We start from the raw sequence: 14,477 nt of genomic DNA on the forward strand, positions 1-14,477 counted from the left end.
TTATAAAACATTGCTCGTCCTTTTCGTGTGCACTTTCGATTCCAGTACTTCTTCAGAGCTTTTCACTTTATTAAAGCAACCTAACTAGGCATGTTGCAATGCTAAAGTTTCATGATTGATTTACAAACACTTGCTAACACAAACTGCATACAATCTCAAAAAACAACCTCAATATATAAAGAACGTATCTTTAATTACAATAGCAAGGTGTAAAATGAATACATTGAAACACACTACTAACTGTTTTATAAAATTAAATAATATTGATTAGAAATTTATACTTTTAACAGTTTAGATATCAATAGTTTATGAACTAAACTTATTAACAATGGTTAATAAAAAAAGCCTTCTTTTCAGAAGGCTCTTTGTTTTATTATGTAAGTGAGAATTATTTTCTTCTAACTTCTTTGATTCTTGCTTTCTTACCAGTAAGACCTCTAAAGTAGAAAATACGAGCTCTACGTACTTTACCACGTTTGTTAACTTCTACTTTTTGTAAAGCAGGCAAGTTTACTGGGAAGATACGCTCTACACCAATAGTTCCTGACATTTTACGGATAGTAAACGTTTCAGAAGATCCACTTCCTTTACGTTGTAATACAACACCTCTAAAGAACTGCGTACGTACTTTTTCACCTTCTCTAATTTCATAATATACTGTGATTGTATCACCAGCACTAAAATCTGGAAAATCTTTACGAGTTACAAATTCGTCTTGTACAAATTTTACTAAATTCATTTTATTTTGTTTATCATAGTTAATTCAAAGCAACATTCACGATTTTCGCCAGAGGTTGGTCTAAATTGGTTTGCAAAAGTAATTATATTTTGAAGATAAGCAATATTTAAGCGATTATATTTTTATTACTTTATAGTCTCTTCCATCTTCCATCTTCCATCTTCCATCTTCCATCTTCCATCTTCCATCTTCCATTTGTCTTTTTGGAGTTTTGAACTTTAAATTTAGAATTTCTTCTAAGTTAGTCATCCAAAAGATCTGGTCGTCGCTCTTGGGTTCTTTTATAAGCTTGATCTTCACGCCATTTTTCAATTTCAGGAAAGTTACCACTGAATAATACTTCTGGGACTTTCATACCATCGTATTCTCTTGGCTTGGTGTAAATTGGTGGTGCTAATAAATTATCCTGAAATGAATCGGTTAGGGCAGAGGTTTCATTCCCTAAAACACCTGGTATTAATCTTATAATAGCATCACATAATACCGCTGCGCCTAATTCACCACCAGAGAGTACGTAATCGCCAATAGATATTTCGCGTGTGATAAACTTATCACGCACACGTTGATCGACACCTTTATAATGTCCACAAAGAATGATGATATTTTCTTTTAAAGACGTTTGGTTGGCAATGCTTTGGTTGAGACGTTCACCATCTGGTGTCATATAGATGATTTCGTCGTAGTTACGCTCATTTTGTAATTTGGTAATACACTTGTCAATAGGTTCTATCATCATTACCATACCTGCGCCTCCGCCAAATTGAGTATCGTCTATGGCTTTGTAACCTCCTGTAGCAAAATCTCTAATATTATGAAAGTGGATTTCTACCAAACCAGCTTCAATAGCGCGTTTTACCATAGAGGCTTCAAACGGGCTTTTTATAAGTTCTGGTAATACGGTAATAATATCTATACGCATAGCTTGTTGTAATAGGTGGCGAAGATAAGATTAATTGTTTGTTTATAGAATGTAGATTTTATTAATAATATAGATTACAGCACGTGAGTTATTGAAAAATACAGTACTGATTTTTTTTATTTATAATAAAAAAAATCCGCAAATAAACTTACGGATTTTTAATATAGTATTTAAAATTCTCAATCAATTTAGAGACATTTCTTCCTGATAACTATCGGGAGCAATTGATGCAACTACTGAGATATCTTAAGACTTCTGTTTATTTAATTCGTCTTGCAACTGACGTCTTACTTTTTGCTCGCGCTCTAGAGCATTACGCCTGTGTTCTTCAAACTCTGTTTCTACTTCTTCTAGTTTGTGTTTTGCTTCTCGCGTAGAAGAGTTACTGCCTTTAAATTTGTATATAAAGAACAACAATAATGCAAATAAACCAGCAATAATAGACCACATAATCACATTGTAATTGGTTTTACTGGTTTGCATACCAAGTAGTGCCATATTATTTTTTTCGGAATCTGTTTGTTCTAAGTTTGTTTGTGTATCGGCTAGTTTTGTCTTTAACCCTTCAATTTCTTTGGCTTGGTTGCCCACTACTTTTTCAGAACTTTCTAATTCGGCATAGGTGGTTTTTAAAGAATCGAGTACATTAGATTTTAGTTTCGATAACCAAGCAAATTTAACGGCTTCATAGCGCTGACCATTGGTACCTTTAAAGTTTCCTGATTTTTTAAAAACATATTCAAATTGACTATCAATAGTTCCACTACTCAATGATAGTTTATCATCCGCATCTTCATCACTTGTTTGAGCGTTTACTATTTGTAAACTGAATGTAACTAAAAGAATTACAGAAACTTTGGTTAAGAATTTCATCTTAGGTGTAATTTTGGTTTTGGTTAGATTAATTAAGTTGCCAAGATAATAATTTTATGCACATGTCATAGCTAATTATCAAACAAATAGCCCTACAATTTTGTAAGGCTATTTTATATACGGTAGAAATTATAGTTTAGATGTTGATGGTACTTAAAGGTGTAATATTTGTAATATCGTTAGAATCTAAACTATATTGGTATAAACCATTTTCGCCAATTAAAACTAAGTAGCCATTGTTGATAATCACATCAAAGGCATCAACATTTATGGAGCTCACCAATTGAGAATTGTTAGGATCTGAAATATCGAAAATTTTCACATCATCATCGCAAACAAACAAATAATCACCATACAGTCCTAAACCGATAGGCTTAGTTAAATTTCGTGATGAAATTAATATAGGATTAGTAATCTCTGTAACATCATAAATCTCTAAGACATTAACATCGATGCCACAACCGATATTAGAGTGTAGAGTCACAAACGCATGTGTTTCGTTAGCTACGACAGGATCGCAAGCTGTAAAATGTTGCACATCTGATACATAAACAGGTTCTTCAGGGTTGTCTATGTTATAAATAAACATGCCATTTCTAGAACCTATATAAAGGTAGTTTTTGTAATTGAATAGTGTTTCGATATTAAAACCTATCGGAATGGTGTTGACTTGCACAGGTTGTTCTCGGTTAATAATGCTAAAGACATTAAGGTTGGTATTATCTACCACATAGAGATAATCGACGTAGAGCGCAAATCTGGCGAGTGAGCCACCTTGGCCAGTCTCTGAAAATGCAGTTTCATTAGAGCTATCGGCATCACAACTGATAAGGAGCAAAGCACTTATTATAATAGTATATATGTTTTTCATTTCAGTTTAATTTAAAGGTTCCCAATTCACAATAATATCATCTTCTTCTAAATTGTAATAGGCAAACCCTTCTGGTGACCATATTTGTGGAAACACATTAGCCACGCGTTTTGTAATGGTAAGCGATTGCGACGTTTCATCTATAGTAAAAGCCAGTAAATCTGTGGCATTGTTTGCATAGATAACATTATTTTTTATACTTAAATCTGAAGAGCCAAATACTTTAATAAAGCCAATATTTTGTGGGTTTGAAGGATCTGAATTATTAATAAGATGAAACCCTTCGTTAACCTCATTGATGAAAATATAGTTGCCTTTTACATAGATTTTTCCTGAATTGATAATAGCTCTAGGATTGCTTTCTAGTACTGTTGTGGTTTCAAAGTCAGCACGTTTCATGATGACAGGAAGGTAACTTGAACCTAAAGGAAAATCTCCAGTGTCCTCTTCCTCAAACACAATGCAACTTTGACAGAGCAAAAGTCCCAGTATAAAAGGAATTAAAAAAGATGTTTTCATAGTGCATTGATTTTTAGTAATTTTTATATGGATTAATTAGTGTCAATGAGTAGATGCAGAATTGGCAAAAGGGTTGCGTTAAATGTTGAATGAATTATAAATTAAATGATAAAAAGAAGCACCCTAAAATGTTTTGTAGAACATTTTTGAAATGATTTACAAAGTAGTTTCTTGTAGCACAAATAATGCACCTTTGATTATTGAAATTTACAAAATCTGTAGTACTTATAATAGCACCAGGTTTATTGTACAAGAGATGTCTAAACTACTAACTTATGTCGATTAGTCTCTCCTATAACTCATATAAACCATACTATTGTGTCATCTTTTATTTGTGCGTCTGTAATAATAGTTATCCTCTTCGTTTGCTGTAGAAAACAAATCGGTATGACAGTTGAAACTTCCGTTAAAGAAAACTAAAAATTCAACACCGCGTTCAATGAACATTATTGGTTCAATAAAACTGAAGCGTTTATTGTTGAAATTTTTCCCATTTAAAACCGCATGTCCTGATGTTAATCAAAGATAAAGTGGTTTTTTAATAAGGCAGGTAGTAACAATAATGAGACATTATCTTCTTAATTATGCCGAATTGTGTAATAAATTTGAGTACTTTTAAACCAAGACCAACCATCAATGCGCACCAATAAAGAACAATGTAAAAATTGCGAACAAGCTTTTGACGAAGATTTTCAGTTTTGTCCGCATTGTGGGCAAAAAACAAATGACGAGCTTACACTTGGGCTGTTGTTTTATAATACCATTAGTAATTACTTTTCTTTTGATGCGCGATTTATAAAAAGTTTTATTCCACTACTATTTAGACCCGGTTTTTTAGCAAAGGAATTTATTAAGGGAAAACGCTTGTTGTATTTGCATCCTGCGCAGATGTATCTCTTTATATCTGTTGTTTTTTTCTTCATTTTTTCGTTTACGGTAAGAGAACAAACTGATTCTATTAACGAAGAGTTTAAAAATGCTTTTGATAATAAGGATGAGACGATGTTAGATCCATTAGAGCTTAAAAAGATAGATTCTTTAGATAGAATTGAAATTAGGGAAGCACTTGAGCAAAGTCAGTTTTTTACAGGTATAAGTAAAAAAGAAATTGACTCTATTGCATCTTTAGAAGATTTACCCAAGAAGAATTCTATAAACTTAGGATCAAAACAAACTGAAATTGATTCTTTAATAGCCATAAATGCACCAAATAAAGAGATTTATAAAGTTCTAGAATTGGAAGCTGATGACGGCTGGTTTAAACGCAAGTTTTATCAACAAGGACTTAAATTATATAAAACAAAAGACGCAGGTAATGTTTGGAGTATGTTTTATGATACCGTACCTATTGCGTTATTCTTTGTATTACCACTTTTTGCCTTTATAATTAAACTGTTTTATTTTAGAAGAGGACGTTATGCACATCATTTGGTATTTAGCTTTTACTATTTTTCATTTATTTTTACAGCACTCTGTCTTGTATTTGGTATCAATTCTATTTTTGAAATTTCTGATTGGACGAACTCTCTTGTAACACTTTTTTGTTTTATTTATTTGTTTTTTGCCCTAAAGCGTTTTTATGGTCAAGGTTGGTTTTTAAGTTTTATTAAGACTGGTTTTGTAACATTAATTTTTTTGCCTGTTATAAGTTTAACGGCAATTGTAATTTTGTTTTTTGCTTTTATGTTTTACTAAATCGCTTAAGATTTAGCATGCCAAATAGGAATATCTAAAAAAGTACTAATCATTTCGGCATCACTAATAATGGATTTTAGATTGCCGTGATCCACAACGTTTTTTCTTGTACCATCTTCTAAAACGAGGTTCAATTCAAAACTTTGGTATGCACCTTTATCGCTTCTTACAAGTTCTCCAATAATTTGAATGGCCATAATGGATGTTAAAGGGACGCTATGACCTTTTCTGGTTTTATTGGACGCACGAGGATTAAACGTATAGGCTGCATAATAGTAACCTGATTTTTTATCAAAAACCCGTGGTTTGTAAAAGAAATAAAACATAAAGCTTCCTGCGCTCGCAAAAATAAGTCCGAAAATAATTAAAAACCATTCTGGTGCATTGCTCGAATTACTTCCGAATATATTAGAGCATCCTAAAAATATAACACCAAGTCCTACAGCGAAAAATACAAAACAAAATAAGGCAACTCCAAGAGAGGGTTTATAAACGAGTTTTGAGGACGAAGCTTCAACAAGTGCATTGGTTTTAAAATTAGCACCACCACCTTTCAACGGTGTTGTATCTACTTTAGATTTTAAAACTTGTAAATCTGAATGAAAGTCTACAGGCTTCATGCGTAAAATGCTTTATAGTTTTTCTTGAAGATATGTTCCTGTTACCGACTTTTTATTCTTAGCGATATCTTCAGGTGTTCCGGAAGCTACCAATTTGCCACCATGTTTTCCACCTTCAGGTCCTAGATCGATAATATAATCAGCACATTTTATCAAATCGATATTGTGTTCAATCACTATGATAGAATGTCCCTTATCGATTAAGGCTTGAAACGAGGTTAATAATTTTTTGATATCATGAAAATGAAGTCCAGTCGTTGGTTCATCAAAAATAAAAAGCGCATTATCACTTTTACTGCCTTTTCCTAAAAATGTTGCGAGTTTTATACGCTGTGCCTCACCACCAGAAAGGGTAGAAGAGGACTGACCTAAAGTTACATAACCCAAACCAACATCTTGTAAGGGTTGCAATTTGCCTTCAATCTTAGTTTGTTTGTTTGTTTTAAAGAATGCAATGGCATCATCTATGGTAAGATTTAAAATGTCATCAATGGATTTGCCTTCAAACTTTACTTCTAAAACTTCTTTTTTGAAACGTTTACCACCACAAGTATCGCACGTTAAATGCACATCTGCCATAAATTGCATTTCAATAGTAACCTCGCCTTCACCTTTACAGGTTTCACAACGGCCACCATCGACATTAAAACTGAAATGTTTTGCAGCATAATTCCTAATTTTACTCAGTTTTTGCGAAGCGAATAAGGCTCTAATATCATCATAAGCCTTAATATAGGTGACAGGATTAGAACGCGACGACCGACCAATTGGGTTTTGATCCACAAATTCTACATGCTGAATATTACTATGATTTCCTTTGATTTCTGAAACCTGACCAATTTTATCACTAAATCCTGTTAATTTCTTTTGTATCGCAGGAAAAAGAATCTTTTTAACCAAGGTGCTTTTGCCACTACCAGAAACTCCTGTAATTACCGTAAGCATTTCTAACGGAAATGTAACATCTACATTTTGAAGGTTATTTTCGCGCGCACCAATAATATCGATGCTGTATTTTGATGTGCGACGTTTTTTAGGGACTTCAATTTCTAATTGACCGTTGAGGTATTTTGCGGTTAAGGTGTCTGCGGTAATAATTTGTTCAAAATTACCAACAGCAACAACTTCTCCGCCTAAAGTTCCTGCTTCTGGACCGATATCTATAATAGCATCAGCCGCTTTCATAATGTCTTCATCATGCTCTACGACAATCACTGTATTTCCTAAATCACGCAACGATTTTAATACGTCGATTAAGCGTTCGGTATCTTTTGGATGCAAGCCAATACTAGGTTCATCTAAAATATACATGGAACCGACTAAGCTACTACCAAGAGAGGTTGCTAAGTTAATACGCTGACTTTCACCTCCAGATAAGGTGTTGGATTTTCTATTTAATGTAAGGTAACGCAAACCGACATTAGATAAAAATTGCAGACGTGTATTAATCTCAGTTAAAAGGCGTTTGGCAATTTTAGTATCACTGTCGTTTAACTTCAATTTTTCAAAAAACACAACGAGTTCATCTAATGGTAAATCGACTAAATCTGTGATCGTAGCATCGTGTATTTTTACATAATCGGCTTCCACACGCAAACGTTTGCCTTTACAAAGGTTACATTTAGTTTTCCCGCGATAGCGCGATAGCATTACACGATTCTGAATTTTGTAAGCTTTCGATTCTAATTCTGCAAAGAAATCATCTAAGCCTTCAAAATATGTATTGCCTTTCCAGATGAGGTTTTTATGTGCATCACTCAGTTGAAAATAAGGTTTGTGAATTGGAAAATCGAAATGATGCGAGTTGTTAACCAACTGATCTCTGTACCAACTCATACTTTCACCTCGCCAAGGAAAAATGGCATTTTCAAAAACAGATAAGGCCGTATTTGGCACCACTAAATCATCATCAATACCAATAACATCTCCATAACCTTCGCATTTAGGGCAAGCTCCATAAGGGTTGTTAAAACTGAATAAATGTGCATTCGGTTCTAAAAACGTCATGCCATCTATTTCAAATTTATTATTGAAAAGGGTTTGTTTTTTATCTGACAGCGATTCTAAAATACAAGTACCAACACCTTCAAAAAATGCCGTGCCAACCGCATCTGCCAAACGGTTGAGGAAATCTTCATCGTTTTTAAAGACAATTCTATCAACGACTAGAAACAGGTTTTTATCAGTTTTAATCTTTGTTTTTAAAGCGTCATCAATTCTTACAACCTCGTCTTTTACTTTAATACGTGCGTAACCTTGTTGTTGTAAGGTTTGCAGTTTGTTTTCAATAGTTCTGCCTTCCTCTAAAATGATTGGTGCTAGCAGTAATAGTTTTGTGCCTTCTTCAAATTCTGAAATGAAATTAATGACATCAGAAACCGTATGCTTTTTTACTTCGTTACCAGAAATAGGTGAGTAGGTCTTTCCTATTCTGGCGAATAATAACTTTAAATAGTCATAAATTTCTGTGGTGGTACCAACTGTTGAACGTGGGTTAGTAGAATTCACTTTTTGCTCAATAGCAATAGCAGGCGCGATGCCTTTAATGTAATCTACTTTTGGTTTATTTAAACGTCCTAAAAATTGACGCGCATAACTACTAAGGCTTTCCACATAACGTCTTTGGCCTTCTGCATACAAGGTGTCAAACGCTAAACTCGACTTACCAGAACCCGATAATCCTGTAATAACAACTAATTTATTACGAGGTATAACAACATCAATATTTTTTAGATTGTGCAGTTTTGCACCTTTTATAATGATATTTTCTTTGGGACTAACGTCTATAACCGTAGTATTCATAAGCGATGATCAGTATTTGAGTTGGCAAAGATACTATAACTATTTCATCTATTAAAGGAACGCTTTCTCCGATAAAATGTTAAAGTTTACTGTTATTTTTTGTTTTTTCGAAATGATTGTTGTTATATTGTATCATATTAATTTTCTAAAACAAGACCGCGTATCGCATAATATTACTTTAAAAAAGCTATAAACCCCAAACTAGTAGGCAACTACTGGGCATTAAAGTAATTATTATGAAAAAGAAACTTATCCAAGACGCGGAGTTGGTCAGCAACTACATTAACGGTGACGAAAACGCACTTTCAATTTTAATCGGAAGGCACAAACAAAAAATTTACAGTTTTATTTATTCTAAAGTTTATGATAGAGATGTCACTGAGGATGTTTTTCAGGATACCTTTATTAAAGTGATTAGAACACTTAAACGTGGAAAATATAATGAGGAAGGTAAATTTTTGCCTTGGGTAATGCGTATTGCACATAACTTGGTGATTGACCACTTTAGAAAGAACAAGCGTATGCCTAAATTTCAGAATGCAGGTGATTTTAGTATTTTTTCTGTGTTAAGCGATTCTACGCTAAATGCTGAAAAAACCATTATTAAAGACCAAGTAGAATCTGACGTAAGACGTATTATAGAAGAATTGCCAGAAGATCAAAAACAGGTACTTTTAATGCGTATGTATCAAGATATGAGTTTTAAAGAAATCTCTGAGCGGACTGGAGTTAGTATTAATACAGCATTAGGTAGAATGCGTTATGCTTTAATAAATATGCGAAAAGTAATTGAGCAAAATAATATTATTTTAACGAATTGATACAATAAAGAGTTTTGAGTTGCGTTTTAGTCATATAAACGAAAATATAATAGTAATATGGCAAAAATTTACTCTGACGCTTCCCCAAAAAAAATGCATAATCTACAACCAAAAGATGAAACGATAAGTTTCCTTTTGAATTACTCAAAGGCTTTAAGTGTTATAAATTATAATAAATTGAAGTTTGAAGCACTTCTCAATTAATTTTAAGAAAAATCCTGATGTGAAAACATTAGGATTTTTTTGTAAATAGTAATGCTTCGTAATTGGTAGTGGTGAGGTATTCTTGCTTTAAATCTCTTAAGTATTGAATCGTTTTTTCTTTCAAAGGATGTTTGTCTATTAGACAGTTTTTAAGCATTTCATCATTAATAGTAATGATAATATACCAATGGCCAGTTCGGTTGGTATAGTTTCCTTCAAATAAACGATTGTTTCCATTACGCTGTCGCTTAGCATCAATGGCTACCAAAGGTAAATTAACAGATTTATCAGTGCGCTCAGCTTCATAATATGATAAATAAAGACGCTCTCCTTCAAGTTGAAAAGGGACATTAATACCAACGTCTCTATCATTTAATCGGTACTTTTTATTAATGTATTGATAAAATTCGTCGGCTTGTTTTGGATCTTTAAATATAAATGCAGTTTCTCTTGGCATTTTTTTTTGAAACTTTTTGGCTTTCATAATCTTGTAATCTTGATTCTTAAATCGCGGAGCGACTTGAACGGGAATGCAGGAGCTTATGGAAATGATTGACAGTAAAAGAATCAGTTTTTTCATGGATTGATAATTTCTAATATGGCATCAAGAATTATACCAACCATTATATTCTATTTTATGCAAATTCTATGACGTTTCAATCTAATTTCCGATTACTGAATGCTGAGATTTAAAACTACTTTTTCTTCTTGTAATAATCATCTAAAACCGATTTTCTTCCAACTGTTTTAGTTATAATATCCTTGTCTAAATCCCAACCACGAGCAGGCGAATATTCCCGACCATACCAAATAATTTGCAAGTGTAAATCATTCCATAATTCTTCCGGAAATAGACGTTTGGCATCCCTTTCGGTTTGGACTACGTTTTTACCATTGGTTAAATTCCAACGATACATTAAACGATGAATATGTGTGTCAACTGGAAATGCAGGAATCCCAAAAGCTTGTGATAAAACCACAGCAGCCGTTTTATGACCTACAGCTGGCAACGCTTCTAGTGCTTCATATGTTTTTGGCACTTCACCATTATGCTTATCAATTAAAATATGCGATAAGCCATGTATGCCTTTACTTTTCATAGGTGATAAACCAACAGGTCTAATGATGTCTCTAATCTCTTCAACACTCAATTTAATCATGTCGTACGGATTATCGGCACGCTCAAATAACAAAGGTGTAATCTTATTAACACGCACATCTGTGCTCTGTGCAGACAATAAAACCGCAATTAATAATGTATAAGGATCTTTATGATCTAATGGAATCGGAATCGTTGGATAGAGTTGTTTTAACGTATTTATAACAAAATCTACCTTTTCTTGTTTAGTCATTCATTGTATTTTTACAAACTAGTATTTGTTCGAAAATAAATGAATTTTATAAATTGAATTATTTTTGATGGGATTTGTTTTTATTTTTATGATGTGATGCCTTAGCATCAAGCAATTAAAAATAAAAGCAAATAGCGCAAAAAGAAGCATTTTTAATTTGATTATATTTCCGAACAAATACTATTAACAAATTTACATAATATGACACACTTAAACGCAGGAGATAAGGCACCAGATTTTTCATCTTTAGATGAACAAGGAAATACCATTTCATTATCGGATTATAAAGGTAAAAAATTAGTGGTTTTCTTTTACCCAAAAGCAAGCACACCTGGTTGTACTGCAGAAGCATGTAATCTAAACGATAATTACGATCGTTTTAAAGCACAAGGCTATGAAATTTTAGGAGTTAGTGCAGATAGTGCCAAACGACAATCTAATTTTAAAACCAAATACGGTTTTCAATATCCTTTATTAGCAGACGAAGATAAATCGGTGATTGAAGCTTTCGGAGTTTGGGGACCAAAGAAGTTTATGGGTAAAGAGTATGATGGCATTCACAGAACTACTTTTGTTATTGATGAACATGGTGTTTTAGAGGATGTGATTACAAAAGTTAAGACTAAGGCTCATGCTGAGCAGATATTGGATGTGTAGCAGCTTCTGTTTAAATTAAAAAAGCGACAAATTAATTTAATCTGTCGCTTTTTTAATTTTGAACACTGAACACTGAACACTGAACACTGAACACTGAACTTATTTATGCATCACCTCTTCAGATTCGCAACCAAATAAGCTCTTTTCCTTAATAAGATTAGAAACACCTTCCGGTAACATCGTTTCCCAGCCTGCTTCATTATTCGCAATCATTTTGAGGACTGTTCTAGAAAATACAGAGAGATTAGACGCGTCATAATCAGTAATATCGACTACTTTTCCATTGTATTTAAAGAATTTGTACAGCTCTTTCATACGTGGATGTACTTTAAGATTTTCACTGTTGGTTAAGCTACCATCCTTATTTTCCATAGGATATAAATACACACGTAAATCTTTATAGAATAATTTTCCGAAGGATTCTAAAATACCACCACTTAGATGACGGTAATATTTCTCATCAAAAATATCAACAAGGTTATTGACACCCATGGCTAATCCCATTCTTGCTCTAGAATATTGAGAGAAGTATTCTACTAGTTTATAATACTCTTGGAAATTTGAAATCAATACCGTTTGTCCTAAAGAACATAGCAGTTTGGCACGATCCATAAAATCTTGCTCATCAATTTCGCCTTCAGCTCTCAGATTCGATAGGGTGATTTCAAAAATAACTTGAGTTTTTTCTTTATCGACTTTATTTTCCTTTATGAACATTTCGTAAGATTTCTCAAACATATCCATATTCACTTTTGTAACAGGTCTAAAACTTCCTCTCAGAGTTAAAATATTCTTTTTGTAAAGCACACGAGCTGGTAACACATTGTTACCATCTGGTGCAAACATAACGGCATCTGTCATGTTATTTTTAACCAGTTGTAAACTCATTAAACGGTTATCTACGTCTTTAAAAACAGGACCAGAAAAGTTAATTGTATCAATTTCTAGCTGATCTTTATCTAAATGATCGTACAAATAACGCAACAATTTACGTGGTTGATTGTATTTATAAAATGCACCATAAATTAAGTTAGTTCCTAATTTACCAAGCGTTTCTTGTTGCAAACGTGCATCGGTTTCTTTAAAACGAATATGAAGTACAATATCATTGTAATCTTGGTCTGGTGCGACTTGATATTTAATACCAACCCAACCATGGCCTTTGTATTTTTTTGCAAAATCTATAGTCGCAACCGTATTGGCATAAGAGAAAAATATTTTATTCGGATGTTTATCTCGTGTAATACGTTCCTCGGTTAATGCAACTTCATGATTCAACATTTTACGAAGTCTGGCTTCTGTAACATAACGTTTATCATCTTCAATACCATAAATGGCATCACTAAAATCTTTATCGTAAGCAGACATTGCTTTGGCAATAGTACCAGAGGCACCACCTGCTCTAAAGAACTGACGTACGGTTTCTTGACCTGCACCAATTTCAGAAAAGGTGCCATAAATATCAGCGTTAAGATTAATACGTAAAGCTTTGTCTTTTAGTGACGGAATATTTTCAAATTCTGTGTCACCAGTATACGTGATGTCCTTCATGGATAATAGGTTTATAACGTTAAAGCAAAGGTACTGTTTTACTATTGCAAACAAAAAAATAAGCTTATTTTTGTTACAAACTTAAGACCGATTGAAAATTACATTTTTAGGTACTGGTACATCGCAAGGAATTCCCATTATAGGAAGTGATCATCCTGTTTGTTTAAGTGAAAACCCTAAAGATAAACGGCTACGTGTTTCTATTTTAGTTGAGTGGGATGACCACACGTTTGTAGTAGATTGTGGTCCAGATTTTAGACAACAAATGCTCAATGCTAAAGTTTCTAAAATTGATGGTATTATTTTTACCCATGAGCATGCAGACCATGTGATGGGATTAGATGATATTAGACCCTTCTTTTTCAGACAGGGAGATATTGATTTATATGGGCATAAGCGGGTTTTTAAGGCCTTAGAAAAACGTTTCGATTATATTTTTACCACAGGTAAAAAATATCCAGGAGTACCAAGTGTCACCAAGCATCAAGTTAAAAACGAAGCCTTTTTAGCTGGCAATCTTAACGTGCTTCCCATTGACGGTTTGCATCACAAGCTTCAAGTTTTTGGATACCGCTTTCGTGATTTTGCCTATTTAACAGATATGAAAACCATTGCAGATGCTGAAGTTGAGAAACTTCAAAATTTAGAAGTATTAGTCTTAAATGCCTTACAAATTAAACCACACATATCACATTTTAATTTAGAAGAAGCCTTAGCTTTTATAGAACGTGTAAAACCAAAGCGAGCTTATTTGACGCATTTAAGTCATCACTTAGGCTTTCATGACGAGGTACAACAAAACCTACCAAAAAACGTTTTTTTAGCATACGATAACCTACAAATTACCATTTAAA

Annotated in this window: 14 protein-coding genes; 4 read left to right on the top strand and 10 right to left on the bottom strand. The window is 33.2% G+C overall.

Annotation, left to right across the window (positions count from 1 at the left end; genetic code table 11):
* Positions 1–388: 388 nt before the first annotated feature.
* From rplS to AB8B52_RS00145, 5 genes are all read right to left on the bottom strand, one after another.
* Positions 389–739: a 50S ribosomal protein L19 gene (rplS, locus tag AB8B52_RS00125; RefSeq protein WP_406024008.1), complete on the bottom strand. Its 351-nt coding sequence runs from the start codon at positions 737–739 to the stop codon at positions 389–391.
* Between the two features lie 241 nt (positions 740–980).
* Entirely contained in the window at positions 981–1,658 is a 678-nt protein-coding gene (gene trmD / locus AB8B52_RS00130) for a tRNA (guanosine(37)-N1)-methyltransferase TrmD (RefSeq protein WP_406024010.1), read from the bottom strand.
* Between the two features lie 246 nt (positions 1,659–1,904).
* On the bottom strand, positions 1,905–2,531 hold the full coding sequence (locus AB8B52_RS00135; RefSeq protein ID WP_406024012.1) for a tRNA (guanine-N1)-methyltransferase: 627 nt from the start codon (positions 2,529–2,531) through the stop codon (positions 1,905–1,907).
* 136 nt (positions 2,532–2,667) lie between these two features.
* Positions 2,668–3,402 carry an LVIVD repeat-containing protein gene (locus AB8B52_RS00140; RefSeq protein ID WP_406024014.1) on the bottom strand — a complete coding sequence of 245 codons (735 nt, stop codon included), beginning with the start codon at positions 3,400–3,402 and terminating at the stop codon, positions 2,668–2,670.
* Positions 3,403–3,408: 6 nt separating this feature from the next.
* Complete coding sequence (locus AB8B52_RS00145; RefSeq protein WP_406024016.1) at positions 3,409–3,921, bottom strand: hypothetical protein; 513 nt, start codon at positions 3,919–3,921, stop codon at positions 3,409–3,411.
* 636 nt (positions 3,922–4,557) lie between these two features.
* On the opposite strand from AB8B52_RS00145, the gene AB8B52_RS00150 reads away from it, so the two are divergent.
* Positions 4,558–5,616, top strand: coding sequence for a DUF3667 domain-containing protein (locus tag AB8B52_RS00150; RefSeq protein WP_406024018.1), 1,059 nt, complete (start codon positions 4,558–4,560; stop codon positions 5,614–5,616).
* Positions 5,617–5,621: 5 nt separating this feature from the next.
* On the opposite strand, the gene AB8B52_RS00155 is transcribed toward AB8B52_RS00150, so the two are convergent.
* Positions 5,622–6,236: a hypothetical protein gene (locus AB8B52_RS00155; RefSeq protein ID WP_406024020.1), complete on the bottom strand. Its 615-nt coding sequence runs from the start codon at positions 6,234–6,236 to the stop codon at positions 5,622–5,624.
* A gap of 12 nt (positions 6,237–6,248) precedes the next feature.
* Positions 6,249–9,038 carry an excinuclease ABC subunit UvrA gene (gene uvrA, locus AB8B52_RS00160; RefSeq protein ID WP_406024022.1) on the bottom strand — a complete coding sequence of 930 codons (2,790 nt, stop codon included), beginning with the start codon at positions 9,036–9,038 and terminating at the stop codon, positions 6,249–6,251.
* Positions 9,039–9,274: 236 nt separating this feature from the next.
* On the opposite strand from uvrA, the gene AB8B52_RS00165 reads away from it, so the two are divergent.
* Positions 9,275–9,859 carry an RNA polymerase sigma factor gene (locus AB8B52_RS00165; protein WP_406024024.1) on the top strand — a complete coding sequence of 195 codons (585 nt, stop codon included), beginning with the start codon at positions 9,275–9,277 and terminating at the stop codon, positions 9,857–9,859.
* Positions 9,860–10,091: 232 nt separating this feature from the next.
* On the opposite strand, the gene AB8B52_RS00170 is transcribed toward AB8B52_RS00165, so the two are convergent.
* Positions 10,092–10,643, bottom strand: a complete 552-nt coding sequence (locus AB8B52_RS00170) for a hypothetical protein (RefSeq protein WP_406024026.1) — start codon at positions 10,641–10,643, stop codon at positions 10,092–10,094.
* 115 nt (positions 10,644–10,758) lie between these two features.
* Positions 10,759–11,415 (bottom strand): endonuclease III domain-containing protein, encoded by a 657-nt coding sequence (gene nth / locus AB8B52_RS00175; RefSeq protein ID WP_406024028.1) that lies wholly within the window; start codon positions 11,413–11,415, stop codon positions 10,759–10,761.
* Positions 11,416–11,616: 201 nt separating this feature from the next.
* Between nth and bcp the strand changes: the two genes are divergently transcribed.
* On the top strand, positions 11,617–12,072 hold the full coding sequence (gene bcp / locus AB8B52_RS00180; RefSeq protein WP_406024030.1) for a thioredoxin-dependent thiol peroxidase: 456 nt from the start codon (positions 11,617–11,619) through the stop codon (positions 12,070–12,072).
* Positions 12,073–12,171: 99 nt separating this feature from the next.
* Here bcp and AB8B52_RS00185 read toward each other — a convergent pair whose 3' ends face one another.
* The gene (locus AB8B52_RS00185; protein ID WP_406024032.1) at positions 12,172–13,623 is read right to left on the bottom strand and encodes a TonB-dependent receptor; all 1,452 of its coding nucleotides are present in this window, start codon (positions 13,621–13,623) and stop codon (positions 12,172–12,174) included.
* A 91-nt stretch (positions 13,624–13,714) separates the two neighbouring features.
* Between AB8B52_RS00185 and AB8B52_RS00190 the strand changes: the two genes are divergently transcribed.
* Positions 13,715–14,476, top strand: coding sequence for an MBL fold metallo-hydrolase (locus AB8B52_RS00190; RefSeq protein ID WP_406024034.1), 762 nt, complete (start codon positions 13,715–13,717; stop codon positions 14,474–14,476).
* Position 14,477: the final 1 nt, after the last annotated feature.

The organism is Winogradskyella sp. (assembly GCF_045105575.1).
Classification (GTDB): Bacteria; Bacteroidota; Bacteroidia; order Flavobacteriales; family Flavobacteriaceae; genus Winogradskyella.

What these genes read in the sequence shown, in the direction of transcription:
- bcp (WP_406024030.1), top strand. Translation starts at nt 11,617, where the DNA reads ATGACACACTTAAACGCAGGAGATAAGGCACCAGATTTTTCATCTTTA.
- AB8B52_RS00145 (WP_406024016.1), bottom strand. Translation starts at nt 3,921, where the DNA reads ATGAAAACATCTTTTTTAATTCCTTTTATACTGGGACTTTTGCTCTGT.
- AB8B52_RS00165 (WP_406024024.1), top strand. Translation starts at nt 9,275, where the DNA reads ATGAAAAAGAAACTTATCCAAGACGCGGAGTTGGTCAGCAACTACATT.
- AB8B52_RS00185 (WP_406024032.1), bottom strand. Translation starts at nt 13,623, where the DNA reads ATGAAGGACATCACGTATACTGGTGACACAGAATTTGAAAATATTCCG.
- AB8B52_RS00150 (WP_406024018.1), top strand. Translation starts at nt 4,558, where the DNA reads ATGCGCACCAATAAAGAACAATGTAAAAATTGCGAACAAGCTTTTGAC.
- AB8B52_RS00155 (WP_406024020.1), bottom strand. Translation starts at nt 6,236, where the DNA reads ATGAAGCCTGTAGACTTTCATTCAGATTTACAAGTTTTAAAATCTAAA.
- AB8B52_RS00140 (WP_406024014.1), bottom strand. Translation starts at nt 3,402, where the DNA reads ATGAAAAACATATATACTATTATAATAAGTGCTTTGCTCCTTATCAGT.
- AB8B52_RS00170 (WP_406024026.1), bottom strand. Translation starts at nt 10,643, where the DNA reads ATGAAAAAACTGATTCTTTTACTGTCAATCATTTCCATAAGCTCCTGC.
- nth (WP_406024028.1), bottom strand. Translation starts at nt 11,415, where the DNA reads ATGACTAAACAAGAAAAGGTAGATTTTGTTATAAATACGTTAAAACAA.
- uvrA (WP_406024022.1), bottom strand. Translation starts at nt 9,038, where the DNA reads ATGAATACTACGGTTATAGACGTTAGTCCCAAAGAAAATATCATTATA.
- trmD (WP_406024010.1), bottom strand. Translation starts at nt 1,658, where the DNA reads ATGCGTATAGATATTATTACCGTATTACCAGAACTTATAAAAAGCCCG.
- AB8B52_RS00135 (WP_406024012.1), bottom strand. Translation starts at nt 2,531, where the DNA reads ATGAAATTCTTAACCAAAGTTTCTGTAATTCTTTTAGTTACATTCAGT.
- rplS (WP_406024008.1), bottom strand. Translation starts at nt 739, where the DNA reads ATGAATTTAGTAAAATTTGTACAAGACGAATTTGTAACTCGTAAAGAT.